We start from the raw sequence: 23,184 nt of genomic DNA, 5'->3' as shown, positions 1-23,184 counted from the left end.
GTCACTGCTCCAGGCTCGGGGTGCTCAGGGGGTGCACGGACGGGAAGTCCGCGGAGTCGGTGGGTACGACGACCAGGGCTCGCTTCTCGGTGGCCGAGAGCCGGACCACCAGGTGGCGGCGCCACCGGGCATCGTCCCGGTCGGGGTGGTCCTCGCGCCAGTGGCAGCCGCGGGTCTCCTCGCGGCGCTGCGCGGCGGCGACCAGGACCCGCGCCACGCACAGCAGGTTCGTGGCCTCCCAGGTGTCCACACCCGGCTCGGCGGTCTTGCCGTGCGCTTCGAGTTCGTTCAGGGCGGTCGCGTACAGCCCCTCCAGGGCCTCGGCCGCGGCGGCCAGCGACGCGGCGGAGCGGAGCACGCCCGCGCCGTCCGTCATGATCCGCTGGACCTCGTACCGGGCCCCCGCGGGCTGCAGCGGACCGGTCGCGGGGACCGGGACGCCGGGGCCGCCCCCGCCGTACTCCTGCGTGGCGATGTCCTCGGCGATCCGCTCGGCGAAGACCAGGCCCTCCAGCAGGGAGTTGGAGGCGAGCCGGTTCGCGCCGTGCACGCCCGTGCAGGCGACCTCGCCGCAGGCGTACAGGCCCGGGACGGTGGTGCGTCCGTGCAGGTCGGTGCGGACGCCTCCGGAGGCGTAGTGCGCGGCGGGCGCCACCGGGATCGGCTGCGTGACCGGGTCGATGCCGTGCGAGCGGCAGGCGGCCAGGATCGTCGGGAAGCGCTGCTCCCACATCGCCGCGCCGAAGTGCCGGGCGTCCAGGTACATGTGCTGCGCGCTCTGCTCCTGCATGCGGCGCATGATGCCCTTGGCGACGATGTCCCGCGGGGCCAGTTCGGCGAGTTCGTGCTGGCCCACCATGAAGCGGACGCCGTCCGCGTCGACGAGGTGGGCGCCCTCGCCCCGCACCGCCTCCGACACCAGCGGCTGCTGCCCCTCGGCGTCCGGGCCGAGGAACAGCACCGTCGGGTGGAACTGGACGAACTCCAGGTCGGAGACCTCCGCTCCGGCCCGCAGCGCGAGCGCCACGCCGTCGCCGGTGGACACCGACGGGTTGGTCGTCGCGGAGAAGACCTGGCCCATGCCGCCGGTCGCGAGGATCACGGCGGGGGCGTGGACGGCGCCGACGCCGTCGTGCTGGCCCTCGCCCATGACGTGCAGCGTCACACCGGCCGTACGGCCCTGTGCGTCCTGGAGGAGGTCGAGTACGAGCGCGTTCTCCACCGTCTCGATGCCCGCGGCGTGCACGGCCTCGACCAGCGCCCGCGAGATCTCGGCGCCGGTGGCGTCGCCGCCCGCGTGCGCGATCCGCCGGCGGTGGTGGCCGCCCTCCCGGGTCAGCTCTATCTCGCCGGTCTCGGCGGAGGTGTCGAAGACCGCGCCCGTGTCGATCAACCGCCGCACGGCGTCCGGGCCTTCGGTGACGAGGAGCCGTACGGCCTCCTCGTCGCACAGGCCGGCGCCCGCGACCAGGGTGTCGTCGAGGTGCTGCTCGGGGCTGTCGCCCTCGCCGAGGGCCGCGGCGATGCCGCCCTGGGCCCAGCGGGTGGAACCGTCGTCGAGCCGGGCCTTGGTGACCACGACGGTACGGCGGCCCGCGGCCGCGCAGCGCAGCGCGGCGGTCAGGCCCGCCACGCCGGATCCGACGACGACGACGTCGGCGTCGAGGGACCAGCCGGGCGCCGGCGCGTGCAGCCGTATGCCCGTGCTGCCGGCGGGGCCTCTGCCAGGGGTGCTCACGAGTGTGCTCCGAATTCCAATGGGATGTTGTCGATCAGCCGGGTCGAGCCCACCTTCGCGGCGACGGCCAGCACGGCCCGCCCGGTGAAGTCGGGACCGGCCTCGGTGAAGTCCTGGGGGTCCACCAGCGCCAGGTAGTCCAGCACGAGCGGCGGCTCCGACCGGGCCGCGTCCGCCAGTACGTGGCCCGCCGCGGCCCGCACCGCGTCCGGCAGGCCCGTGCAGGCCGCCGAGACGGCGTGCGCGTCCGCCGAGGCGCGGATCTCGCCCAGCCGGGCCAGGGCGGTGGCCCGCTCGTCGCTGGCCGGGGCGGCCTCGGCGCGGGCCCGCAGCGCGGCCTGCGCGGCGAGCCGGTCGCGCCCCGCGAAGAGGGCGCGCGACAGGGCCAGCGCGGTCTGCCGGTCCGCGGGGGAGAGGTAGCGGTTGCGCGACGACAGCGCCAGCCCGTCCTCCTCGCGGACGGTCGGTACGCCGACCACCTCGACGGGGAAGTTCAGGTCGGTCACCATCCGCCGGATCAGGGCCAGTTGCTGCGCGTCCTTCTGGCCGAAGAGGGCCAGGTCGGGGCTGGTCAGGTGGAGCAGCTTGGCGACGACGGTCAGCATCCCGTCGAAGTGCCCGGGCCGGGTGGCGCCTTCGAGGCGCTCGCCCATCGGGCCCGCGGTGATCCGCACCTGCGGGTCGCCGCCCGGGTAGACCTCGTCGACGGCGGGGGCGAACACCGCGTCGGCGCCCGCCCCTTCGGCGATCGCCAGGTCCGCGTCGAGGGTCCGCGGATACCGGTCGAGGTCCTCGCCCGCCCCGAACTGCAGCGGGTTGACGAAGACGGTGACGACGACCTGGCCCTCGGGCCCGGCCAGTTCCCGGGCGGTCCGGACCAGGGTGGCGTGGCCCTCGTGCAGGGCGCCCATGGTCATCACCACGGCCCGCCGCCCGGTGCGCGGAAGCTTGTGCAGCTCATCTGCGGTGTGCAGCAGCAGCTCGGTCACTGGTCGCCCCCGTCAGGGTCCGTGTCGGCGAGTACGCCGAGCAGGTCCTCGGCGAGTTCGGGCTTGAGCAGACCGTGCGCGAGGGCCCGGTCGGCGGTGGTGCGGGCCATCGCCAGGTATCCGGCGACCGTGCCCGGCGCGTGCCGGCGCAGCTCCGAGACGTGCGCGGCGACCGTCCCGGCGTCACCCCGGGCCACGGGCCCGGTCAGAGCCGCGTCGCCGGAGCGCAGGGCGTTGTCGAGGGCCGCGCCGAGCAGCGGGCCGAGCATCCGGTCGGGGTGCCCGACCCCGGCCTTGCGCAGCAGCTCCAAGGACTGGGCGACCAGCGTGACCAGGTGGTTCGCCCCGAGGGCCAGGGCCGCGTGGTACAGCGCGCGGTTCTCCTCCGCGATCCACTCGGGCTCCCCGCCCATCTCGATGACCAGGGCCTCCGCGGCCAGCCTCAGCTCGTCGGGGGCGGTGACGCCGAAGGAGCATCCGGCCAGCCGCTGCACGTCGACCTCGGTACCGGTGAAGGTCATGGCGGGGTGCAGGGCCAGCGGCAGGGCGCCCGCACGGCGCGCCGGGTCCAGCACGGCGGTCCCGTACCGGCCGGAGGTGTGCACGAGCAGCTGGCCCGGCCGGACCGCCCCGGTCTCCGCGAGCCCCTCCACGAGCGAGGGCAGCGCGTCGTCGGGGACGGTCAGCAGGACCAGGTCGGCCAGCTCCAGGACCCGCCCGGGCGGCACCAGCGGCACGTCGGGCAGCATCCGCGCGGCGCGGCGCACGGAGGCGTCGGACACTCCGGACACGGCGACGGGACGATGGCCCGCCTGCTGGAGCGCGCGGGCCAGAGCCGGGCCGACGCGGCCCGCCCCGACGACGCCGACGGCGAGCCGGGCAGGACGTGGCTGCTGTGAATGATTCACGCGGGGAATGCCTTCCGTTCCAGTCCGCGGGGGTACCGGACGATACGCCGCCATGCTAGCCCGTGGGGGTCTTGGCCGGTCGGGGGACGAGGGGTGAGGATCGGGGGTCATGAGCGACGGCAACGAGGAAACGGAACGTACGGCGCGGCTCGTGGCGGCCTGGCGGGCGGCGGAGCGGACCCTGACACGCAGCCCGCGCGAAGCCACGGTCGGCGAGTTGCTGGCGCGTCTCGCCGACGCCCCGTACGACATGGACGCGCCCGGCGACGTCTACGGCGACGGGATCGTCGCCGAGCTGGAGCGGCGGGTGGCCGAGCTGCTCGGGACGCAGGACGCGGCGTTCTTCCCCAGCGGCACGATGGCGCAGCAGATCGCGCTGCGCTGCTGGGCGGGCCGGACCGGCAACCCGGTCGTGGCGCTGCACCCGATGAGCCACCCGGAGATGTGGGAGGGCGAAGCCCTCTCGACGGTCTCCGGGCTGCGGGTCGTCCACCCGACGACCGAGGCGCGCCAGCCGACCCCGGAGGAGGTCGGCGACATCGGGGAGCCGTTCGGCACGCTGATGCTGGAGCTGCCGCTGCGCGAGGCCGGATTCCTGCTGCCCACCTGGGAGGAGCTGCGGGCCCTGGTGGAGGCCGGCCGCGAGCGGGAGGCCGCGATCCACTTCGACGGCGCCCGGCTGTGGGAGTCGACGGTCCACTTCGGCCGCCCGCTGCCGGAGATCGCCCGGCTCGCCGACTCCGTGTACGTCTCGTTCTACAAGTCGCTCGGCGGCCTGAGCGGGGCGGCCCTGGCCGGGTCGCGGGACTTCGTGGAGGAGACCAGGGTCTGGCGGCACCGCTACGGCGGCCAGGTCTTCCGCCAGTTCCCGCAGGCCCTGGCGGCGCTGGCCGGCCTGGACCGGGAACTGCCCCGGCTGCCGTCGTACGTGGCCCAGGCGCGGATGGTGGCCGGGGCGCTGCGCGAGGCACTGGCCAAGGCCGGCGTCCCCTGGTCGCGCGTCCACCCCGAGGAGCCGCACACGCACCAGTTCCAGGTGTGGCTGCCCTACGAGCCCGACCGGCTGACGGACGCCGGTCTGCGGCAGGCCGAGGAGACCGGCACGGTGTTCTTCCGCCGCTGGTCGCCCGGGGGTCCGCCGGGCCTCGCCGTGACCGAGGTGGACGTCACCGAGCCGGGCCTGTCCTGGACCGGGGCCGATGTCCACGACGCGGTCTCGGCCTTCGTGGCCCGTATCTGACCCGGCCCGCGGGGCGGGTACCGGCCGCGGTGACCCGTGTCCGGCGCTGCCCGCGGGCCGGAGCCGGCCCCGCCGCGGCCCGTCGGCGCGGGCAGGGCCGGTCCCCGCCGAACGGCCGTCGGCCTGCGACGGGCCGGCGCCGCCGATTACCACCCGCACCCCCGGAGGGAAGCGGCGAAACGCCGAATTGCGCGAAAGTCGCCGGTGAGGACCGGCCACGGAGTTACCGTCCCTTGACCGCATTTACCGGCCACCGTGCCCGGAGGAGACACCATGACCGCTCAGCCCGCGTGGCGGAAGTCCTCGTTCTGCGGCGACGGCGACGCCTGCGTCTACGTCGCCGTCACCCCCGGAGCCCTCGTGAAGGTCGCCGACCGGGTCGACCCGGCCCACCTGGTCCTCGCCACCACTCAGGCGGCGTGGGCGGACTTCCTGCGGGCGGTCAAGCAGACCGGCTGAGGCCCGGCCGCCGGGGGGCCCGCGCCGCGCCGGACTTGCCCCTCCTGAGGGGATTTTGTCCGATTAGCGCGTATCTTCGGCCTCATGCCCACGCCCTACGGATCCCGCGGCGGCATGGCGTTCAGCGCCGCCGAGCTGCACGTGCTCAGGCGTTCGCTCGCCCACGCCCTTCAGTCCTCCTCGGTGCCGCTGGCGGCCGAGGAGGTCCAGGACTGCCTGCGCCTCGCGCAGTCGGTGGACGAGGCGGTCCGGGAGGCGGGACGGCTCAGAGCCTTCCTCCTGGACGATCTGGCCCGCTACCGGCACGCCCTGCCCGGCAGCCTCCCGGGCTACCTGGAACTGCTCCGGGAAGCCCTCGCCGCGGGCTACGAGCCGACCCCCGACGACCTCGCCGCCCTGCGCGCGCTCCGCGCCGACCCGGCCGCCGCGGCGCTGCTGGAGCGGGCCCGGGTCGTCGCGGAGCGCTCCGTGCGGCGCCGCCTGACCACGACCCCCGGGCACCGCCCGCGCCGGCTGACCCTCGCGGGCGGCCGCGAGGAGCCGCCGCGGCCGACGCCCTCGCCCAAGGAGCGCCCGCGGCCGGAACGACCGGTGCCCACCCCCGGCGAGGTCTTCCCGCCGCGCCGCAAGCCCACCCCGCCCCCGCCGTCCGCGCCGTCCGGGCTCGCCGTCGTGTGAACGGGCCCGGGCCGCCCGGACCGGCCCGGGCCCGGGTGGCTACGCTGGGGGCATGGACTACGTCTCCGCGCTCGTGCCCCCCTTCGTGATGGCCGCGTTCTTCATCGCCCTCGTCGTGACGATCGTGAAGAGCCAGGGCGGCTCCAACAAGTCCAAGGAGGACGCGGCCGTCGACGCCGTGATCGCCCGGGCCGAGGCCGCCCGCCAGCAGCAGAACTAGGGGATCCCGCCCACGGGTGCGCGGCCGTACGGGCCGTGCGCCCGATTTTGTTGCGCGTTGCCGGGTGAATGGTCGGGCAATTCCGCACAAACCGCACTATCGTGCTGGTGTGCCTCGCCCCTTGGGAGAACTCGAAGACGCCGTCATGACGCGGGTGTGGCAGTGGAACCGCCCGGTCACCGTTCGGGAAGTCCTGGAGGACCTCCAGCAGGAACGGTCCATCGCGTACACCACGGTCATGACCGTTATGGACAATCTCCATCAGAAGGGCTGGGTCCGCCGGGAAGCCGAAGGCCGCGCCTATCGATATACGGCGGTCTCCACCCGCGCCGCCTACTCGGCCGCACTGATGAACGAAGCCTGGTCGACGAGCGACAACCCCGCCGCCGCTCTCGTCGCCTTCTTCGGCATGATGTCCGCGGAACAGCGCGAAGCCCTCCGCGACGCCGTCCGCGTCGTCCAGTACGACGGCGAGTCCGCCCCCGACACCTCCGCCGAACCCCCCTCCCCGCCGTCCGGTGAACCTCCCGCGGAACCTTCCCCGGAACCACCCGCGGAACCTTCCGCGCCACCGGAAGCCGAGGGGCGGTCCGCCGAGCACCCGGGGTCCCCGGGGCGATAGCGTCCGCAGCCATGGGAGAGTTTTCCTCTGCACACGCAGAAACAGTGACGATCCGTCGTGCCCGCACACGCGATGTTCCCGCGCTGCGCCGCCTCCTCGACCAGTACGTGCAGCAGCGGATCCTGCTCGACAAAGCGCCCGTCGTCCTTTACGAGGACATCCAGGAGTTCTGGGTCGCGGAACGCGACTCCGACTCACAGGTGGTGGGCTGCGGTGCACTCCACGTGATGTGGGAAGACCTCGCCGAAGTGCGCACTCTCGCCGTCGACCGCGACTTGAAGGGCGCCGGCGTCGGCCATCGGGTGCTCCAGCAGTTGTTGAGCACCGCCCGCACGCTCGGGGTGAGCCGGGTTTTCTGCCTCACCTTCGAAGTCGAGTTCTTCGCGAAGCACGGCTTCGTCGAGATCGGCGAGACCCCGGTCGACACCGATGTCTACATGGAGCTCTTGCGTTCCTATGACGAGGGCGTCGCCGAGTTCCTCGGTCTCGAACGAGTGAAGCCGAACACCTTGGGCAACAGTCGGATGCTTCTGCACCTCTGATCGATGGCCTCAGCTTTTCCGGCGCTCCGCGCACCTGTGGCCTATGTCCGAATCGCGCACGTTTCCCGCCCCGTAGCGGTCTCGAACCTCTCCCGGGGGGTTTGTGTTTTCCAGGCAAAAGCGGTTTCCTTTCCGCGTACTGCTTTTCGATGAAAGGAAATCCCGGTGGCACAGAAGGTTCAGGTCCTTCTTGTCGACGACCTCGACGGTGGCGAGGCGGACGAGACGGTGACGTTCGCTCTGGATGGCAAGACCTACGAGATCGACCTCACCACCGCCAACGCTGAAAAGCTCCGCGGTCTGCTCGACCCGTACACCAAGGGCGGCCGCCGCACCGGTGGCCGTGCCACCGCGGCCCGCGCCAAGGGCCGCGCCGCCGCTGCGACGGGCAACCCGGACACGGCCGAGATCCGCGCGTGGGCCAAGGAGAACGGCTACAACGTGAACGACCGCGGCCGCGTCCCGGCCGAGATCCGTGAGGCCTACGAGAAGGCCAAGGGCTGACGGACCCCGTTCGTACGCCGCCCCAGCCGCGCCCGGTGGCACTCCGTCGCCGCCGCCGCGACCAGGCGTACGAGATCGGGCCCGCGAGCGGGTCCTGCGGCCCGTCCGGGACCGGGCAGGGCCGGCAGCAGCGCCTCACACCCCTGCTCGGGGGGTCGCAGCCACACGGCGGCCCCCCGGGGGCTTCCTCCCAGGGGCAGCCCCGGGGGAGCCGGGGCGGTGATCCGTCCGCCCGCACCCAGGGCGGCCAGATCGAGGGCGACCCCGCCCCACTCCAGCCAGTCGAGCAGCCCGTCGAGCTCCTCCGCGCTCCCCGGGGCCACCAGGAAACGCATCCGGCGCCCCATCACGGCCACCGGACCGGTGGCGACCGGCCGGCGCAGCAGCGCCGTGCCGGCGTCCGACGGCAGCTCCAGCACGTCGAAGCCGATCCCGGTGACCAGCTGGACGGGCGGCCCGCCCGTGACGGTCCAGCCGAGCACCCTCCCGTACCAGGCGGCGTACGCGTCCTCCTCGGGCGCGGCACGGGGCGGCGGGACGGTCGGCAGGACGGTTGCGGCCATACCCGGAGCAACTGCGGAATCGCGCGGGGGTTACGGTAGGAGTCACGTTCCGCACTCGAAGATGTGCGGAACGTAAACCTCCACGGGGTGGAGTCCCACATTCGAGACGGAACTCTGTTCGCCCTCAGCGGAGGGAACCGGCGCCACCGGCATGGAGTGTCAGCCCTTACGGGTAAGACATTCCTAGTGGATCGGGGCGACACGCTGATTTGACCGGCTTCCGTTCGCCGTCGGCGTACACGCATGACGGGTATCTGCCTGGCCTGCGGGAACATCGTCTCGCACCATCGAGTTGGAGCAGTTGTCGGCTCTTCAAGCCGGTTTTCCCGCTGATGCAGGGGTGAGCCGTGGACGGATGTCGGCAGTTGGAATGAGCTGTCCCGCCCCACGGGACTAGCATGCGGAAGGACAGGGCGGGGACCGACCCCGAACTGCCCGACCGCTCTGAGGAGCGATAAACGATGTTCGAGAGGTTCACCGACCGCGCGCGGCGGGTTGTCGTCCTGGCTCAGGAAGAAGCCCGGATGCTCAACCACAACTACATCGGCACCGAGCACATCCTCCTGGGCTTGATCCACGAGGGTGAGGGTGTCGCCGCTAAGGCCCTGGAGAGCCTCGGGATTTCGCTCGAGGCTGTTCGCCAGCAGGTTGAGGAGATCATCGGCCAGGGCCAGCAGGCCCCGTCCGGCCACATCCCCTTCACCCCGCGGGCGAAGAAGGTCCTGGAGCTTTCGCTCCGAGAGGCCCTCCAGCTCGGCCACAACTACATCGGCACCGAGCACATCCTGCTCGGCCTGATCCGCGAGGGCGAGGGCGTCGCCGCCCAGGTCCTCGTGAAGCTGGGCGCCGATCTCAACCGAGTCCGGCAGCAGGTCATCCAGCTGCTCTCCGGCTACACCGGCGGGGGCAAGGAGTCGGCCACGGCCGGCGGCCCGGCCGAGGGCACGCCCTCGACCTCGCTCGTCCTGGACCAGTTCGGCCGCAACCTCACCCAGGCGGCCCGCGAATCCAAGCTCGACCCGGTCATCGGGCGCGAGAAGGAGATCGAGCGGGTCATGCAGGTGCTGTCCCGCCGTACCAAGAACAACCCGGTCCTCATCGGCGAGCCCGGCGTCGGCAAGACCGCCGTCGTCGAGGGCCTGGCGCAGGCGATCGTCAAGGGCGAGGTCCCCGAGACCCTCAAGGACAAGCACCTCTACACGCTTGACCTCGGCGCCCTGGTCGCCGGTTCCCGCTACCGCGGTGACTTCGAGGAGCGCCTGAAGAAGGTGCTCAAGGAGATCCGCACCCGCGGCGACATCATCCTGTTCATCGACGAGCTCCACACCCTCGTGGGTGCGGGCGCCGCCGAGGGCGCGATCGACGCCGCCAGCATCCTCAAGCCCATGCTGGCCCGTGGTGAGCTCCAGACCATCGGTGCCACGACGCTCGACGAGTACCGCAAGCACCTCGAGAAGGACGCGGCCCTTGAGCGCCGCTTCCAGCCGATCCAGGTGGCGGAGCCTTCCCTCCCCCACACGATCGAGATCCTCAAGGGCCTGCGCGACCGCTACGAGGCCCACCACCGCGTCTCCATCACGGACGAGGCCCTCGTCCAGGCGGCGACGCTGGCCGACCGGTACATCTCGGACCGCTTCCTCCCGGACAAGGCGATCGACCTGATCGACGAGGCCGGCTCCCGGATGCGCATCCGCCGGATGACCGCGCCGCCGGACCTCCGCGAGTTCGACGAGAAGATCGCGGCCGTCCGCCGGGACAAGGAGTCGGCCATCGACTCCCAGGACTTCGAGAAGGCGGCTTCCCTCCGCGACAAGGAGAAGCAGCTGCTCGCGTCGAAGACCAAGCGCGAGAAGGAATGGAAGGCCGGCGACATGGACGTCGTCGCCGAGGTCGACGGCGAGCTCATCGCCGAGGTCCTCGCGACCGCGACCGGCATTCCCGTCTTCAAGCTCACCGAGGAGGAGTCCTCGCGACTGCTCCGCATGGAGGACGAGCTCCACCGTCGGGTCATCGGCCAGAAGGACGCCATCAAGGCGCTCTCCCAGGCGATCCGCCGTACCCGTGCGGGTCTGAAGGACCCGAAGCGCCCGGGTGGCTCGTTCATCTTCGCCGGCCCGTCCGGTGTCGGTAAGACCGAGCTGTCCAAGACGCTCGCCGAATTCCTCTTCGGCGACGAGGACGCGCTGATCTCCCTCGACATGTCGGAGTTCAGCGAGAAGCACACGGTTTCCCGTCTCTTCGGTTCGCCCCCCGGTTACGTGGGCTACGAAGAGGGCGGCCAGCTCACCGAGAAGGTGCGCCGGAAGCCGTTCTCCGTCGTCCTCTTCGACGAGGTCGAGAAGGCCCACCCGGATATCTTCAATTCCCTTCTCCAGATCCTGGAGGACGGTCGCCTGACCGACTCCCAGGGCCGGGTCGTGGACTTCAAGAACACGGTCATCATCATGACGACCAACCTGGGAACCCGGGACATCTCGAAGGGCTTCAACCTGGGCTTCGCGGCGCAGGGCGACACCAAGACCGGCTACGACCGGATGAAGGCGAAGGTCAACGAAGAGCTCAAGCAGCACTTCCGGCCCGAGTTCCTCAACCGTGTCGACGACACGGTCGTCTTCCACCAGCTCACCGAGGAAGACATCATCCAGATCGTCGACCTCATGATCGCCAAGGTCGACGAGCGCCTCAAGGACCGCGACATGGGCATCGAGCTGAGCGGTGACGCCAAGCTCCTGCTCGCCAAGCGCGGCTACGACCCGATCCTGGGTGCCCGGCCGCTGCGCCGGACCATTCAGCGCGAGATCGAGGACGTGCTGTCGGAGAAGATCCTCTTCGGCGAGCTGCGCCCCGGTCACATCGTGGTCGTCGGCAAGGAGGGTGAGGGCGAGGAAGCCAAGTTCACCTTCCGCGGCGAGGAGAAGTCGGCCCTGCCCGACCTCCCCCCGATCGAGGCCACGGGCTCCGGCCCGGACCTGTCGAAGGGCGCGTAACGCGTAGGTGCCACCAGGCACCGCAAAGGGGCGGCCCCGGAACCGATCGGTTCCGGGGCCGCCCCTTTGCGCGCGGTCGGTACGGGCGCAGGGTCCGCAGCGACGGCGGGCGGACGTGTTCCATGACGCCCGCCGGCGTCCCGTTCGGCGCAGCGAGGCGGGTGCGTCCCGGAGGTCGAGGCGTAGCGCCGGTCACATTCACGCGGTCCCGAGTCGCGGGGCCCGGTGACAAGCCGCACAGGATAAATCGGACATACTAGGGGGTTTCGTAGGTGGGAGGGGCTGCCTGGGGAGGGCTCCGTCGCAGGTGAACCCAGTCAACGGGCCACGTCACCCCGGCACGGCTACGAGCCCCGGTAGTAAACGGGGAGGTTTGGGTTACTCCGGGCATCCGGGTTACCAAAGATGAGCCAACCCGGCACATGGCTGAGCGTGCCGGGTCACTTCATGCCCGAGACGGGCGTGATCGCCCATGTCCCCGGCCCCGGAGGTCTGCTCTATGTCCGCGAAGCGCGTCATCACCCGTTCTACCCGTATCACCGTCGGCGCAACCCTCGGTGCTGTGCTGGCTCTCGGGGCCGGGACGACCGCCGCCTTCGCCGACGCCCCGCAGGCGGCTCCCGCCGCGGCCACCGCCGACGCAGCCGCGGCGGCGAAGAAGAAGGCCGGTCTCTGGGACAAGCCGCTGGAGAAGTACACGCTGTCCGCCACCTTCGGCAAGGGCGGCAGCATGTGGGCCCGCAAGCACTCCGGCCAGGACTTCGCCGTCCCGGTCGGCACCCCCGTCAAGGCGGCGGCCGCCGGCGTCGTCGTCAAGGCCGGTCCGAACGGCGGCGGCGACGGCCCCGCCTACGGCAACGCCATCGTGATCAAGCACGCGAACAACACGTACTCGCAGTACGCGCACCTGTCGAAGATCCAGGTCAAGGTCGGCCAGAAGGTCACCGTCAAGCAGCGCATCGCCCTGTCCGGCAACACCGGCAACTCCAGCGGTCCGCACCTGCACTTCGAGATCCGTACCACCCCGAACTACGGCTCGGCCCTCAACCCGGTGGCCTTCCTGCGCACCAACGGCGTCAGCATCTGACCCGCGCGCCCCGCACCTGACCGACGCCGACCGGCCCCTGTGGCCGGTCGGCGTCGTCGTGCGAGGGATCGGATCCGGCCTGGCCCGGCCCGGCCCGGCCTGGCCAGGTCAGGTCAGGTCAGGTCAGGTCAGCAGCCAGGCGTGGGCCGGCTTCGGCGACGGGCCGAGCTTGCCCTGCTTGTACGCGGCGGCCTGCTCCGCCGAGAAGGCCGCGTTGTAGACCTTGATGTTGTGCAGCGCGCCCTGCCACGGGCCCGTCCAGATGTTGTGGTGCTTGGACCGGCCGAGCTGGAGCGGGCCGGGAGCCTGCCAGATGGGCGGCACCTCGGTCTCGCCGGCCTTCTTGCCGTCCACGTAGAGGGCGATGTTCTTCTTCTCCGCGTCGTACGTGGCCATCACCAGCGTCGGAGTCTTGAGGATGGTGAGCCCCTCGGCGGCGACGGTCTTCGTGGTCGCCGCGGCGCCCTTGTCGCCCGTCTGCACGCGGAAGATCCACGCCTGCTTGCCGTTGACCTCGTTCACGCCGAGCTCGAAGGAGAAGGACTCCCCGTCGCCCTGGCTCATGACGATCCGCGAGCCCTTGGTGGCGGAGCTGTAGGCGCGGGCCGTGATCGTGAAGCTCTTGGTGACGTCGACGACGGGCTCGGCGGACTGCCCCCACGAGTTGCCGTTGCCCTTGCCGACGACCTGGAACCGCTTGCCGAGCGGACCGACCTTGAGGTCGGAGCCCAGCCGGATGCCCATCGAGCCGTAGCTGTCGCGCAGCAGGGTGTCGTCACCCGCGACGGTCGCCGTGTAGGCGGCCGGCGACTTCGAGTCCTCCGGCTCGGGCGAGGCGGACACCGAGGGCTGGGCGTTCGTCCCCTCGTCACCGCCGCCGTCCCCGGCCAGCAGGAAGAACGTCCCACCGCCGGCCAGCAGCGCCAGCACGGTCGCCCCGCCGACCAGCGTCCACATCTTCTTCTTGCGCCGTGCCGCCTCGGAGCGGTCGGCCATGGCCTCCCAGTCCGGCTGGTCCGACGCGCCGGGTATGTCCGGACCGGCCAGCCGCGTGAAGCCCGGCTGGGCCGGCACCGGAGCGGGAGCCGGCTGCCACGGCTGCCCTCCCGCGTCCTGCTGGTACGGGTTCGGCTGCTGCCCGGACTGCGGATAGCCGTAGCCCTCGCCTCCGGACGGGTAGCCGTAGCCGCTCTGGGCGGGCGGTCCCGGCGGGAACCCGTATCCGCCGCTGCCGTGGGCGGGCTCGGGCTGCGGGCTGCTCGGGGGATTCGTGCCGTCGGTCATGGCAGGGAGCCTAAGACACGCACCCGTGCGGGGGCACGGCCCGGTCCCCGTCCGTCAGCCCTGGGGCGGTTTCAACACCAGGAAGCTGCCCGTCGCCGTCGGCGCGTGCTCCGGCAGCCACAGCACCGCAACCGCCCCGGCCGCCGCTCCGACGGGCGTGCCCTCCGCAGTCCCCGAGCGGTCCAGGACACCGGGGGCCGCCACGTTGCGGAAGGTCAACCGGGCGCCCAGCACCCGCGCCTGGCCCTCCGCGATGGTCAGCCCCAGCCCGTGTCCCACACCCGCGCGGTCCGTCGACCCGGTGCGGAACCGGCTCGGCCCCTCGCGCAGCAGCGCCTCGGGGAAGCCCGGCCCGTGATCGCGGACCCGCACGACCCGCCCCTCGACGTCGACCTGGACCGGCGGCCGCCCGTAGCGCGCGGCGTTGGCGAGGAGGTTGCCCAGGATCCGCTCCAGCCGCCGCGGATCGGTGCTGACGACCTCGTCCGCGACGATCCGTACGGTCGCCTCCGGCATCAGCACCTTCACGCGTCGGCTCACGAACTCGCCCAGGGCCACGTCCTGGAGCTCCGCCCGCTCCGAGGCGCTGTCCAGCCGGGCCACCTCCAGCACGTCCTCGACGAGGGCGCGCAGTGCCTGCGCACGGTCCCGGACCAGCTCGGTCGGTCGCCCCGGAGGCAGCAGCTCCGCCGCGGTGAGCAGACCCGTCACCGGCGTCCGCAGCTCGTGTGCGATGTCCGCGGTCACCCGCTGCTCGGCCTCCAGCCGCTGCTGGAGGGCGTCGGCCATCGCGTCCACGGCCCGCGCGAGGTCGTCCGTCTCGTCGCGCACGACACCGCCGACCGCGTCCCGTACCCGTACGTCGGGATCACCGTGGGCGACCCGCTGCGCGGCGGCGGCCGCCTTGCGCAGGCGGCGCGAGATCTGCCCGCCGATGAGCACGCCGAGCGCCGACCCGCCGATGACGGCGGCGAGCCCGCCGACGAGGAGCGCCCGGTCCAGGTCGGGGAGCAGGTTGGCGCTCTCCCGGAACGGCGTGTGCAGCGACAGCACCTGCCCGTTGCCGAGCGGCACGGCGGCCCACACCTCGGGCACGCCCTGCGGCCGCTCCTGGATGTAGGTCCCGCGCCGCCCCGACTGCGCCTTGTGCCGCAGCTCGGTGGGCAGTTCGGGGTCGTTGAGCTTGGCACCCATGGGGGGCTTGCGCCCGGCCTCGGCGTTGCGGGAGATGAACTGCACGCGCTCCAGCTGCACTTCGCGCGCGCTCTCCAGCATCGACACCCGGGCAGCGCTGTGCACCACCAGACTCAGCGCGATCGTGACGAGGGCGCCCACGGCGGCGATGGCGAGCGTGATCTTCCAGCGGATCCCCGTGCGCAGGGTGAACCGTCTCATGCTTTCAGCTTGTATCCGAAGCCCCGGACCGTCTCGATCCGGTCCTGTCCGATCTTGGTGCGCAGGCGCTGGACGTGGACGTCCACGACGCGGGTGTCGCCGCCCCAGTCGTAGTCCCAGACCCGCTCCAGGAGCCGGTCGCGGGACAGGACGGTGCCGGGCGCCGAGGAGAACTCCAGCAGCAGCCGCATCTCGGTCGGCGTCAGCGCCACGTGGGCGCCCGATCTGCGGACCTCCATGCCCTCGGTGTCCACTTCCAGGTCGCCGAAGGACAGCACCCCGCGCTCGGCGTCCGGGCCCTCGTCCGCGGGGCCGGCGGCGCCGTTCTGCGGGCCGCCGGAGTGGTCGAAGCGGCGCAGCACGGCGCGGATCCGGGCGACGAGCACGGAGCCGTCGAAGGGCTTGGTGACGTAGTCGTCGGCGCCCGCCTCCAGGCCCAGCACCACGTCGATGGAGTCGGCGCGCGCCGACAGCATGATCACGGGAACGGTCGACTCGTCACGGATGCGGCGGCACAGGCTCACGCCGTCCATGCCCGGGACCATCACGTCCAGCAGCGCGATGTCGGGCCGGTGCGCACGGAAGGACTCCAGGCCGGAGAGACCGTCGGGCATGGCCGTGACCACGAACCCGTCGCGCTCCAGCGCCAGGGTCGTGGCCTCACGGATGACGTCGTCGTCCTCCACGAACAGGACATGGGTCTCGGCCATGCGCAAGCCTCGCCTCGTTCTTCTTGCTCAGTGCTCAGTTCTTCTGACTCGTGGCCGGGGCCGGCTGGACGCCGCCGTCGACCACGTTGCTGTACTCCGAGTGCACCCGGTCCTGCTCGGTGAACCTCTCCCCGTTCCACCGGTACGTGATCACGTCCTCGCCCGACGGATAGGCGAGCGCGTCGCTCTTTCCGTAGACCTGCTTCGTGACCACCAGGTCGCCCCGGTCGATCTCCCCGTAGACGGGTGGCTGTTCGTCCGCGAACACATTCTCGTACGAGGCGCCGTCCGCCCGGTACACGTAGGTGCCGCGGCCCAGGGCGTCGGCGCAGGACAGGACGTTGACGACGATGTCCGCGACCGGGCCGCCGGTGACCTTCCCGTAGCTCACGTCCACCGGGTACTCCTTGCCCGTGCAGGGCTTGAGGTCCTTCTTGACGTCGGCGCCGACCTTGGGGTCCGCCATGAGCAGCCGGACCGGGTCCACCTTCTTCAGGGGCGTGCCGGAGGGGGAGGCCGAGGCCGAGGAGGCGTCGGCGGGGGACGAGCCGGACGGCGCGGTCCGGGCGACGGTGTCGGTACGGGCGGGGCCGCCGTCACGCAGTCCGGTCCCGCCCGTGGCGCAACCGACCGCGAACACGGCAGTGCCGACGAGGACGATGGTCCCCGCCGACACCAGCAACAGATTGCCCCGTCCCCGCAGTGCGGGGGGTAGCTCCTGCCGTTCAGATCTTGGCCGTTCAGGCCGCGCACCGCTCACGCCCCTCGTACCGCATGGTGTGGTCACCGCGCTCCAGCGCACGCATGTCGAGGTCCCGGCTCTCCAGCTCCTGCCGGAGGCGGGCCAGGGCGCGGTGCAGAGTGCTCTTCACGGTTCCCGCCGACATCCCGAGCGCCGCGGCCGTCTCCTCGGTGCTCATCTGCTCCCAGTGTCGCAGGACCACCACGCTGCGCTGCTTGGGCGCGAGCACCTTGAGGATGTCCATCAGCAGGGCGCGGTCGGCGCGCTGGTCGGAGCCGTCCTCGACGGACGCGTCGGGGAGCTGCTCGGTGGGGACCTCTTCGAGCTTGCGGGCGCGCCACCACTCCGTACGGGTGTTGATCATGACCCGGCGGAGGTAGGCGTCGGCCAGGGACTTGTCGGCGATGCCGTCCCAGCGGCCGTAGGTGCGCACGAGGGCCGTCTGGAGGAGGTCCTGGGCGTCGGTGGGGTCCGGGACCAGGCGCCGGGCACTGCGCAGGAGGGCGTCCTGCCGGGTGCGCACGTACTCTTCGAACCCGAGTACCTCGCCATGCGCCTGCACCATTTCAGACCGCCTCCGTTCCCGTCCGACCGCTCCACCGCTGTCTTACGGGGACGACGGTACGGAGGGGTTGTCACGGGCCTGTGCGAGCCAGCCTTCGGTGGGAGCACGGACACCCATAGGTTGTGTAACAGCGCCCGTGAGCTGGGGTTTGGCGAATACAAGCGGAATCTCTGACTCGACTTCAGGTGCCGCTACGGGCGGTGGCGGCCCGGTGCACGGTCCGTTCCCGGACCGCCCCGGCCGCCCCCGGGTCACGTCCGCGGCCGACGCCCGGTCACGTCCGCGGCCGCCCCTGTGGCAGTCGGTAGAGGCCGCCGTCGAGGGGTTCCACCAGCCCGTCCGAGACCAGCCCGTCGAGCGCGCGCGCCCGCTGCACCGGCTCGTTCCACACCGTGTCGAGCACGGCCTGCGGAACGGGCCCCATCGCCTCGCGCAGGACGGCCAGGAGTTTGCCGCGCACCTGCCGGTCGGTCCCCGCGTACGTCTGCCCGCGCCGCGGCGGCCCGTCGTGCGCGGGCTTCCCCGCCAGGCGCCACGCGCACAGGCCGGCCACCGGGCAGCGCGCGCAGTCCGGGCTCTTCGCGGTGCACACGAGCGCGCCGAGCTCCATCGAGGCCGCCGCCCAGCGGGCCGCGGTGGGCTCGTCCTCGGGCAGCAGTTCGCGGGCCAGGCGCCGCTCGGCGGCCGTGGTCGCGTTCGGCGGGTACTCGACACCGGTGGCCGCGCGCGCGAAGACCCGGCGGACGTTGGTGTCGAGGACGGCGTGCCGCTGCCCGTACGCGAAGGAGGCCACCGCCGCAGCGGTGTACTCGCCCACTCCGGGCAGCGCCAGGAGCTGTGCGTGCTCCTGCGGCACGTCGCCGCCGTGCCGCTCCGTTATCGCGGCGGCCGCGCCGTGCAGGCGCAGGGCCCGCCGCGGGTAGCCGAGCCGCCCCCAGGCCCGTACGGCCTCGCCGGGGGCCTCGGCGGCCAGGTCGGCGGGGCGGGGCCAGCGGGCGATCCACTGTTCGTAGACCGGCAGGACCCGGCTGACCGGGGTCTGCTGGAGCATGAACTCGCTGACCATGACGCCCCAGGGGCCGGCCTCGGGGCGGCGCCAGGGCAGGTCGCGGGCGTGCTGCTCGAACCAGGCGATGACGGGGGAGTGCAGCGCGTGGGAGGAGGGGCCGGCGGACGCGTCGAGGACGTCGGGGGACACGTCGGGGGACAGGTCGGGGGAGGAAGGGGGGGATGAAGTCATGGCGTACGGCATCCTGGCACGTTTCGGACCTCGGAGGCGGACTCGCCGCCCGGACCCGGCCCGGTCAGCCACGCGCCCGCCCGCATCCCGCGGGCCCGCGTCCCGCCCGGCGGCGTCCCGCCCGCCCGCACCGCGCCGACCCCGGCGGCGGCCGGGCCGGTGAGCGCGAGGACGAGGAGGGCGGCGACGCAGCCGCCGAGCAGCAGGCCCAGTGCCACGTCGTGCGGATAGTGGACGCCGACGAACACGCGGGAGAAGGCCATCAGCAGGGCGAGCGGCACCACCAGCGGCGCGAGCCGGCGTACGGCGATCACCAGGGAGACGGCCGCGGCGCCCGCGATGGCCGCGTGGTTGCTGGGGAACGACCCGTCGCCGGGCGGCGGGCAGCGCACCAGCGAGGCCGCAGCACCGGCGACGGCACGGCACGGACGCTCCTCGTCCACCAAGGACTTCACGGTCTCCGAGACGGCGTAGGCGACGGCGGTGGCCGCCGGGGCGAGCAGGGCCTGCGCCACCGCCCGCGCGTCGCCCCCGCCGCGCGCCCGCCACCAGACGACGGCGAAGAGCACCCCGCAGAGCAGCAGGCCGTAACCCGTCCAGACCTCGAACGCCCGCTGCACCCACACGGGTGCGGAAGCGGCGGAGCCGGTGACGACGCGGTAGAGGCCGGAGGTGTCCATGGTCACCGAACGTACACAAGCCGGATTAATCTCCATGTCAGCCCTTTGGCCGGTTCTCACCGCCTCCGCTTGGGCCCGCAGGATGATCATCGGCAAATCGAGTCCCGGACGCGGCATGTGGGGCACTGATCGGGCCGCGAACTCTCGTAAGGTTCCCTCCGTGGGATCTCTGCGCAATCCGGTCGGGCCGCTCCCCTCCTCCATCTACTGGCGACGGAGGGCTGTGCTGGCGTCCGTCGTCGCGCTCCTCGCGCTCCTCGCCGTATGGACCGTCAGTTCCGGCGGGGGGAAGACGAGTACGAACGGGAAGGGCGGCGGCCGCCCCGATCCCGTCACCTCGATCACGCCCGGCCCGTCCGGTACGGGTCCGGCCATCAGCGCCGCCCCCGGCGGGCGACCCGAGTCCGGTGGCGGCGGGACGACGGGGTCCGAGGGCGGCTCCGGCGGCGGCGCGGGCAAGAACGGCGAACCGGGCAGCGGCACGGGCGCGGGCGGTGGTTCGGGATCCGCCGGCAGCGGCGGCGCGGCCGGCCCGGCGGCGGTCCCCGCGGACTCCCCGCTCCCCACGTGCGCGACGAGCGCGCTGCAGTGGGAGGTCAAGAGCGCGAAGAACGAGTACGAGGCGAACGAGAAGCCCCGCCTCGAACTGGTCGCCCGCAACATCTCCGGAACCACCTGCAAGGTCGATCTCGGCCCGAAGCAGGCCGTCCTGACCATCCTTCAGGCAAGCAGCAACAAGGCGGTGTGGTCCTCGGCCGACTGCCCGACGGGGGCGGGCAACGCCTTCTTCCGCGTCCCGGCACAGGGCGAGACGAAGCAGGCGCTGGACTGGGACCGCAGGTTCAGCGCGGCCGACCAGTGCCAGTCGCCCCCGGCGGGGTCGGCGGCCCCGGACACCTACGTCGTCGAGGCCAAGTCCCCCGGCATGCCCGTGGCCCGCACCTCGTTCGTCCTCAAGCAGGACTGAAGCCGGAGCCCCGGAGCCCCGGTGGCGAGCCGAAACCGCGGCGGGCGGCATCCCGGCGCCCGCCGGCGTCTGAGTCGCGGGGGCCGGGGCGGAGCCCAGGGACGGCGGGCGCGCCGAACAGCACCGGACCCCGCGGCGGTCGGCCGGGCAGAGCCGCGGGCTAGACGTACCGTTCCAGGATCGACGACTCCGCCAGCCGCGACAGCCCCTCGCGCACGCTCCGTGCCCGCGCCTCGCCCACGCCGTCCACCGTCTGCAGGTCGTCGACGCTCGCGGCGAGCAGCTTCTGCAGACCGCCGAAGTGCTCCACGAGCCGCTCGATGATCGCGCCCGGCAGCCTCGGCACCTTCGCCAGCAGCCGGTAGCCGCGCGGCGACACCGCCGAGTCCAGCGTCTCCGGCGAGCCGGTGTAGCCCAGGGCCCGCGCCACGATGGGCAGTTCCAGGAGCTCCGGGTGGGTCAGGGCGTCCAGCTCCGCCAGCGCCTCGTCCACCGTGCGGGAACGCTTCGCCGTCGGCTCGGGCACGTAGTCCCGGATGACCAGCTCCCGCTCCTGCTCGATCCCCACCGTCAGCTCGTCCAGCTGGAGGGACAGCAGTCGCCCGTCCGTGCCCAGTTCGACCACGTACTCGGCGATCTCGGTCGCGATCCGGCGGACCATTTCCAGCCGCTGCGCGACCGCCGTCACGTCGCGCACCGTGACCAGGTCCTCGATCTCCAGCGCCGACAGCGTGCCCGCCACCTCGTCGAGGCGCAGCTTGTACCGCTCCAGCGTGGCCAGCGCCTGGTTCGCCCGCGACAGGATCGCCCCGGACTCCTCCAGGACCCGCCGCTCGCCGTCCACGTACAGGGCGATCAGCCGCATCGACTGCGACACCGACACCACCGGGAAGCCGCACTGCTTGGAGACGCGGTCGGCCGTGCGGTGGCGCGTACCCGTCTCCTCCGTGGGGATCGAGGCGTCCGGGACGAGCTGGACGCCGGCCCGCAGGATCTTGGTGAGGTCCTTGTCGAGGATGAGCGCGCCGTCGAGCTTGCACAGCTCGCGCAGCCGGGTCGCGGTGAACTCCACGTCGAGGACGAAGCCGCCCGTGCACATCGCTTCGACGGCCTTGTCCATGCCGAGGACGATGAGGCCGCCGGTGTTGCCCCTGACGATCCGCTCCAGGCCGTCGCGCAGGGGCTGACCAGGTGCGACCGCGCTCAGCGAGGCGCGCATGAGCGCGTCGTGCTTGGAGCTCGCGCCGGACTTCCCGGGTGCTGATGCCCCGTCCTTGGCTGCCACTGCACTCCTCCGGTCGCGGGTTGCGCCGCCCAGCGCGGGGGCACGAGGACGTGCGTACGGCCGGGCGGACCAGCACAAAGTCTACCGGCGCGCGCTGCGGCCCCGCCGTGGCTTGGCCAGGTAGGGCCCGGCGGGGGCCCGCACGGACCCCTGACCAGCGGGGCGACCGGCCGGTCGGCCGGGTCGATCATGACGGCCGGACGCTTCGATCACGGCCGGGCGCCCGGTCGGTCACCCGCCGGGGGCCCGGTCGGTCACCCGGCCGTGTCCGGCGCGGACCGGAGCGGCGAAGGGGGCCCTACTCCGCGGCCGCCGCCCGCTCCTTGGCCGGCGTACGGGCGCGTCCGCGCGGCAGCACCCGGAGCGCGTCGCCCATGTCGGCGACCTCGGTGACCTTCATCCCCGGCGGCACCTTGCCCGGGTCCGCCGGCACCAGCGCGTGGGTGAAGCCCAGCCGGTGAGCCTCCGCCAGCCGCCGCTGTACGCCCGTCACCCGCCGCACCTCGCCGGCCAGGCCGACCTCGCCGATGGCCACCAGGTTCTTCGGGAGCGGGACGTCACTGGCGGCGGAGGCCAGCGCGAGCGCGATCGCCAGGTCCGCGGCGGGCTCGGTGAGCTTCACGCCGCCCACGGTGGCGCTGTAGATGTCGCGCTTGCCGAGCGCGGTGATCCGGCCGCGCTGCTCCAGCACGGCCAACATCATCGAGACGCGCGAGGTCTCCAGGCCGGAGGTGGTCCGCCGGGGTGAGGGGATCTGCGAGTCGACGGTCAGCGCCTGTACCTCGGCGACCAGCGGCCGCTTCCCCTCCAGGGTCACGGTCAGGCAGGTCCCCGGAACGGCCTCGGCGCGCCGGGTCAGGAACAGCCCGCTCGGGTCGGCGAGCCCGGTGATGCCCTCGTCGTGCAGCTCGAAGCAGCCGACCTCGTCGGTCGCCCCGTACCGGTTCTTCACGCCGCGCACGAGCCGCAGCCGCGCGTGCCGGTCGCCCTCGAAGCTCAGCACCACGTCGACGAGGTGCTCCAGCAGGCGGGGACCGGCGATGGCGCCGTCCTTGGTGACGTGGCCGACGAGGAGGGTGGCCATGCCCCGCTCCTTGGAGGCCCTGATCAGCGCGCCCGCCACCTCGCGCACCTGGGCCATGCCACCGGGCGCCCCGTCGATCTCGGGGGAGGCGACGGTCTGTACGGAGTCCAGGACGAGGAGCGACGGATTCACGGCGTCGAGGTGGCCGAGCACGGCCGACAGGTCGGTCTCTGCGGCGAGGTACAGGTGGTCGCTCAGCGCCTTGATGCGGTCGGCCCGCAGCCGCACCTGGCTCGCCGATTCCTCGCCCGTGACGTACAGCGTGCGGTGGGTGTCGCTGGATGCCTTCGCCGCGACGTCCAGCAACAGCGTCGACTTGCCCACGCCGGGCTCGCCGGCCAGCAGCACGACGGCGCCGGGCACCAGCCCGCCGCCGAGGACGCGGTCCAGCTCGTCCACGCCGGTGCTGCGCGCGGTCGCCGTCCGCCCGTCGACCTGGGCGATCGGCAGCGCGGCGGTCGAGACCCGGCCGGCCGCTGTGGTGCGTACGGCGGGCGCCCCCATCTCCTCGACGGTGCCCCAGGCCTGGCACTCGGGACACCGGCCGAGCCACTTGGCCGTCGTCCAGCCGCATTCGGTGCAGCGGTACGACGGACGGTCCTTGGCGGATGAGCGAGCAGTGCGGGCAGCCATGCCGCTCACGGTAGCCGCCCGCACCGACAGCCCCGTGCGCGGTGCGGGCCGGGGCGCCCGCC

The 23,184-nt window shown here is 72.6% G+C and carries 23 protein-coding genes; 10 read left to right on the top strand and 13 right to left on the bottom strand.

The features are described from left to right. Window position 1: 1 nt before the first annotated feature. From AC2RP6_RS18620 to AC2RP6_RS18610, 3 genes are read right to left on the bottom strand one after another with little or no spacing between them, the layout of a single operon-like run. The gene (locus AC2RP6_RS18620) at window positions 2-1,738 is read right to left on the bottom strand and encodes an L-aspartate oxidase (RefSeq protein WP_486447209.1); all 1,737 of its coding nucleotides are present in this window, start codon (window positions 1,736-1,738) and stop codon (window positions 2-4) included. Further along, complete coding sequence (gene panC / locus AC2RP6_RS18615; protein ID WP_486447208.1) at window positions 1,735-2,727, bottom strand: pantoate--beta-alanine ligase; 993 nt, start codon at window positions 2,725-2,727, stop codon at window positions 1,735-1,737. Before panC ends, AC2RP6_RS18620 begins: the two co-directional genes overlap by 4 nt. Continuing rightward, window positions 2,724-3,635: a Rossmann-like and DUF2520 domain-containing protein gene (locus tag AC2RP6_RS18610; RefSeq protein WP_486447207.1), complete on the bottom strand. Its 912-nt coding sequence runs from the start codon at window positions 3,633-3,635 to the stop codon at window positions 2,724-2,726. The genes panC and AC2RP6_RS18610 overlap by 4 nt, the downstream gene beginning before the upstream one ends. 109 nt (window positions 3,636-3,744) lie before the next feature. On the opposite strand from AC2RP6_RS18610, the gene AC2RP6_RS18605 reads away from it, so the two are divergent. The 7 genes from AC2RP6_RS18605 to AC2RP6_RS18575 all read left to right on the top strand — a co-directional run bounded on the left by AC2RP6_RS18605 (window position 3,745) and on the right by AC2RP6_RS18575 (window position 7,900). Next, window positions 3,745-4,875, top strand: coding sequence for a threonine aldolase family protein (locus tag AC2RP6_RS18605; RefSeq protein ID WP_486447206.1), 1,131 nt, complete (start codon window positions 3,745-3,747; stop codon window positions 4,873-4,875). Window positions 4,876-5,148: 273 nt separating this feature from the next. After that, complete coding sequence (locus AC2RP6_RS18600) at window positions 5,149-5,334, top strand: DUF397 domain-containing protein (protein ID WP_381745362.1); 186 nt, start codon at window positions 5,149-5,151, stop codon at window positions 5,332-5,334. Between the two features lie 84 nt (window positions 5,335-5,418). Continuing rightward, complete coding sequence (locus AC2RP6_RS18595; RefSeq protein WP_486447205.1) at window positions 5,419-6,012, top strand: hypothetical protein; 594 nt, start codon at window positions 5,419-5,421, stop codon at window positions 6,010-6,012. A gap of 52 nt (window positions 6,013-6,064) precedes the next feature. Beyond that, window positions 6,065-6,232 (top strand): hypothetical protein, encoded by a 168-nt coding sequence (locus AC2RP6_RS18590; RefSeq protein WP_030027391.1) that lies wholly within the window; start codon window positions 6,065-6,067, stop codon window positions 6,230-6,232. A gap of 109 nt (window positions 6,233-6,341) precedes the next feature. Beyond that, window positions 6,342-6,854, top strand: a complete 513-nt coding sequence (locus AC2RP6_RS18585) for a BlaI/MecI/CopY family transcriptional regulator (protein ID WP_486447204.1) — start codon at window positions 6,342-6,344, stop codon at window positions 6,852-6,854. Between the two features lie 11 nt (window positions 6,855-6,865). After that, window positions 6,866-7,396, top strand: coding sequence for an amino-acid N-acetyltransferase (locus AC2RP6_RS18580; RefSeq protein WP_486447203.1), 531 nt, complete (start codon window positions 6,866-6,868; stop codon window positions 7,394-7,396). A gap of 165 nt (window positions 7,397-7,561) precedes the next feature. Next, a complete protein-coding gene (locus AC2RP6_RS18575) occupies window positions 7,562-7,900 on the top strand; it encodes a histone-like nucleoid-structuring protein Lsr2 (protein WP_030656421.1) in 339 nt (112 codons plus the stop codon). Here AC2RP6_RS18575 and AC2RP6_RS18570 read toward each other — a convergent pair. Continuing rightward, a complete protein-coding gene (locus AC2RP6_RS18570) occupies window positions 7,879-8,463 on the bottom strand; it encodes an SCO3374 family protein (RefSeq protein ID WP_486447202.1) in 585 nt (194 codons plus the stop codon). The two genes, AC2RP6_RS18575 and AC2RP6_RS18570, sit on opposite strands and share 22 nt — an antisense overlap. Window positions 8,464-8,924: 461 nt before the next feature. On the opposite strand from AC2RP6_RS18570, the gene AC2RP6_RS18565 reads away from it, so the two are divergent. Then, complete coding sequence (locus AC2RP6_RS18565) at window positions 8,925-11,450, top strand: ATP-dependent Clp protease ATP-binding subunit (protein ID WP_030656418.1); 2,526 nt, start codon at window positions 8,925-8,927, stop codon at window positions 11,448-11,450. A gap of 499 nt (window positions 11,451-11,949) precedes the next feature. Beyond that, window positions 11,950-12,537, top strand: coding sequence for a M23 family metallopeptidase (locus AC2RP6_RS18560; RefSeq protein ID WP_486447201.1), 588 nt, complete (start codon window positions 11,950-11,952; stop codon window positions 12,535-12,537). 123 nt (window positions 12,538-12,660) lie between these two features. Here the strand turns inward: AC2RP6_RS18560 and AC2RP6_RS18555 are convergent, their stop codons facing one another. The 7 genes from AC2RP6_RS18555 to AC2RP6_RS18525 all read right to left on the bottom strand — a co-directional run bounded on the left by AC2RP6_RS18555 (window position 12,661) and on the right by AC2RP6_RS18525 (window position 19,153). Then, complete coding sequence (locus tag AC2RP6_RS18555; RefSeq protein WP_486447200.1) at window positions 12,661-13,821, bottom strand: LamG-like jellyroll fold domain-containing protein; 1,161 nt, start codon at window positions 13,819-13,821, stop codon at window positions 12,661-12,663. 54 nt (window positions 13,822-13,875) lie between these two features. After that, window positions 13,876-15,216 carry a two-component system sensor histidine kinase CseC gene (gene cseC, locus AC2RP6_RS18550; RefSeq protein ID WP_486447199.1) on the bottom strand — a complete coding sequence of 447 codons (1,341 nt, stop codon included), beginning with the start codon at window positions 15,214-15,216 and terminating at the stop codon, window positions 13,876-13,878. Next, window positions 15,213-15,926, bottom strand: coding sequence for a two-component system response regulator CseB (gene cseB, locus AC2RP6_RS18545; protein WP_486447198.1), 714 nt, complete (start codon window positions 15,924-15,926; stop codon window positions 15,213-15,215). The genes cseC and cseB overlap by 4 nt, the downstream gene beginning before the upstream one ends. Window positions 15,927-15,960: 34 nt before the next feature. Then, window positions 15,961-16,602 (bottom strand): hypothetical protein, encoded by a 642-nt coding sequence (locus tag AC2RP6_RS18540; protein ID WP_486447197.1) that lies wholly within the window; start codon window positions 16,600-16,602, stop codon window positions 15,961-15,963. 64 nt (window positions 16,603-16,666) lie between these two features. Next, window positions 16,667-17,233, bottom strand: coding sequence for a SigE family RNA polymerase sigma factor (locus tag AC2RP6_RS18535; RefSeq protein WP_030027405.1), 567 nt, complete (start codon window positions 17,231-17,233; stop codon window positions 16,667-16,669). 274 nt (window positions 17,234-17,507) lie between these two features. Further along, window positions 17,508-18,473, bottom strand: coding sequence for an HhH-GPD family protein (locus tag AC2RP6_RS18530; RefSeq protein ID WP_486447196.1), 966 nt, complete (start codon window positions 18,471-18,473; stop codon window positions 17,508-17,510). Then, window positions 18,470-19,153 (bottom strand): phosphatase PAP2 family protein, encoded by a 684-nt coding sequence (locus tag AC2RP6_RS18525; protein ID WP_486447195.1) that lies wholly within the window; start codon window positions 19,151-19,153, stop codon window positions 18,470-18,472. The genes AC2RP6_RS18530 and AC2RP6_RS18525 overlap by 4 nt, the downstream gene beginning before the upstream one ends. Before the next feature lie 160 nt (window positions 19,154-19,313). Here AC2RP6_RS18525 and AC2RP6_RS18520 point away from each other — a divergent pair, with 160 nt between their 5' ends. After that, window positions 19,314-20,120, top strand: a complete 807-nt coding sequence (locus AC2RP6_RS18520) for a hypothetical protein (protein WP_486447194.1) — start codon at window positions 19,314-19,316, stop codon at window positions 20,118-20,120. Window positions 20,121-20,280: 160 nt separating this feature from the next. Here the strand turns inward: AC2RP6_RS18520 and disA are convergent, their stop codons facing one another. Both disA and radA read right to left on the bottom strand, forming a co-directional pair. Then, on the bottom strand, window positions 20,281-21,405 hold the full coding sequence (gene disA, locus AC2RP6_RS18515) for a DNA integrity scanning diadenylate cyclase DisA (RefSeq protein WP_030817598.1): 1,125 nt from the start codon (window positions 21,403-21,405) through the stop codon (window positions 20,281-20,283). Between the two features lie 298 nt (window positions 21,406-21,703). Next, window positions 21,704-23,122 (bottom strand): DNA repair protein RadA, encoded by a 1,419-nt coding sequence (radA, locus tag AC2RP6_RS18510; RefSeq protein ID WP_486447193.1) that lies wholly within the window; start codon window positions 23,120-23,122, stop codon window positions 21,704-21,706. Between the last annotated feature and the right edge of the window lie 62 nt (window positions 23,123-23,184).

The organism is Streptomyces sp. WAC03905, assembly GCF_057371075.1.
The sequence above is the reverse complement of the archived record's forward strand: the minus strand, read 5'-3'. Positions and strand labels throughout refer to the sequence as shown.